Genomic DNA, 2,122 nt, shown 5'->3' on the forward strand with positions numbered 1-2,122 from the left:
CCCACGCCCGATAAAGGGCACTAGCACCTCAAGCTAGCGCGTCTGCCATTCCGCCACCCGGACAAGGTGTCTGTCGTGCGGGGTTTCCCCCGCGGCGACGTCGTAAACATTACCAGGCTTTTCCGGGTGCCCGATCACAGCCGGCGGACGGCCGGGGGACCGTGCCCGTGTGAACGGCGCGTGTCCGGCCGGGACCGCTCTTGGGCGCGGACCCGCGGGCGGGGGAGGATGAGCGGGACCCACCAGCAGTGACAGCGGGAGGAAGCAGCGTGAGCGCGACGGACGACCATGCCAGCAGCGTCACCGGCGAGGACGAGGTCGTGGACCTCTGCCGCGACCTGATCCGGATCGACACCAGCAACTACGGCGACCACTCCGGTCCCGGCGAGCGCAAGGCCGCCGAATGGGTCGCCGAGAAGCTCGCCGAGGTGGGCCTCGAGCCCGAGATCTACGAGTCGCACCCGGGCCGGGCCTCCACCGTGGCCCGGATCGCGGGCGAGGACCCCTCCAGGCCCGCACTGCTCATCCACGGCCACCTCGACGTCGTCCCGGCCAACGCCGCCGACTGGACCCACCACCCCTTCTCCGGCGAGGTCGCGGACGGGTGCGTGTGGGGCCGGGGCGCGGTCGACATGAAGGACATGGACGCGATGACGCTGGCGGTCGTCCGCGACCGGCTGCGCTCCGGGCGCCGGCCGCCCCGCGACATCGTGCTCGCGTTCCTCGCCGACGAGGAGGCCGGCGGCACGTACGGCGCCCGGCACCTCGTCGACCGCCATCCCGACCTGTTCGAGGGCGTCACCGAGGCGATCAGCGAGGTGGGCGGGTTCTCGTTCACCGTGAGCGAGGAGCGGCGGCTCTACCTCATCCAGACGGCCGAGAAGGGCATGCACTGGATGAAGCTGATCGTGGCCGGCACCGCCGGACACGGCTCGATGATCCACCGGGACAACGCCATCACCGAGCTGTCCGAGGCCGTCGCCCGGCTCGGCCGGCACACCTTCCCGGTACGGGTCACCAAGACGACCCGGGCCTTCCTCGACGAGCTCGGCGACGCCCTGGGCACCCCGCTGGACCCCGAGGACATGCAGTCGACCCTGGCCAGGCTCGGCGGCATCGCCAAGCTGATCGGCGCGACGCTCAGCAACACCGCCAACCCGACCCAGCTGGGCGCCGGCTACAAGGTCAACGTCATCCCCGGGGAGGCCACCGCGCACGTGGACGGGCGGTTCCTGCCGGGGTACGAGGAGGAGTTCCTCGCCGACCTGGACCGGATCCTCGGCCCGAACGTGCGCCGCGAGGACGTGCACTCGGACAAGGCCCTGGAGACGTCCTTCGACGGGGCGCTCGTCGACGCCATGCAGTCCTCGCTGCTCGCCGAGGACCCCACCGCCAAGGCCGTCCCCTACATGCTCTCCGGCGGCACCGACGCCAAGTCCTTCGACGACCTCGGCATCCGCGGATTCGGTTTCGCCCCGCTCAAGCTGCCCCCGGAGCTCGACTTCGCCGGCATGTTCCACGGCGTGGACGAGCGGGTGCCGGTGGACGGCCTGCGCTTCGGAGTGAGGGTGCTCGACCGCTTCATCGACGCGTCCTGAACGTCTTGGCGGAACGAGATCTCACCGGTGGGGGAAATCGGCCGCCTGTACGGAAGGGACTGGGAAGAGTGAATGCGCCGATAAGCGCGTAGCCCCACTAATTCCGCCTCGTTACTGGTGATGCGACCCGCTGCATGGGGTCGCTTTGCCTACAAGGAGGAATAATGATCAAGAAGGTCGTCGCTGCTGCGGCTGCCACTGGTGGGCTGGTTCTCGCGGGCGCGGGCATGGCCGTCGCCGACGCGGGCGCTCAGGGTGCCGCGGTGCACTCCCCGGGCGTCCTGTCCGGCAACGTCGTTCAGGTTCCCGTGCACGTCCCGGTGAACGTCTGCGGCAACACGATCTCGGTGATCGGGCTGCTGAACCCCGCCTTCGGCAACACCTGCATCAACAACTGACGTCGACCCGCTGAGGGGTCGTCCACACCGTCGGCCGAACCCTACTGGGATACACTGGACGTCCACGTCATCGTGAACCAGATCGCCACCTACTAGGCCAACCACCCCGGCCTTGCTGTCGAGATC

At 69.4% G+C, this 2,122-nt stretch carries 2 protein-coding genes; both read left to right on the plus strand.

The window, feature by feature from the left end; translation table 11 throughout:
- Window positions 1-269 precede the first annotated feature (269 nt).
- Window positions 270-1,598 carry a M20/M25/M40 family metallo-hydrolase gene (locus ABT300_RS43470; RefSeq protein WP_351688558.1) on the plus strand — a complete coding sequence of 443 codons (1,329 nt, stop codon included), beginning with the start codon at window positions 270-272 and terminating at the stop codon, window positions 1,596-1,598.
- A 164-nt stretch (window positions 1,599-1,762) separates the two neighbouring features.
- Window positions 1,763-1,996: a chaplin ChpH gene (gene chpH / locus ABT300_RS43475; protein WP_319166214.1), complete on the plus strand. Its 234-nt coding sequence runs from the start codon at window positions 1,763-1,765 to the stop codon at window positions 1,994-1,996.
- Window positions 1,997-2,122: the final 126 nt, after the last annotated feature.

Source organism: Streptomyces sp. NPDC001027 (genome assembly GCF_040299045.1).
Taxonomy (GTDB): domain Bacteria; phylum Actinomycetota; class Actinomycetes; order Streptomycetales; family Streptomycetaceae; genus Streptomyces.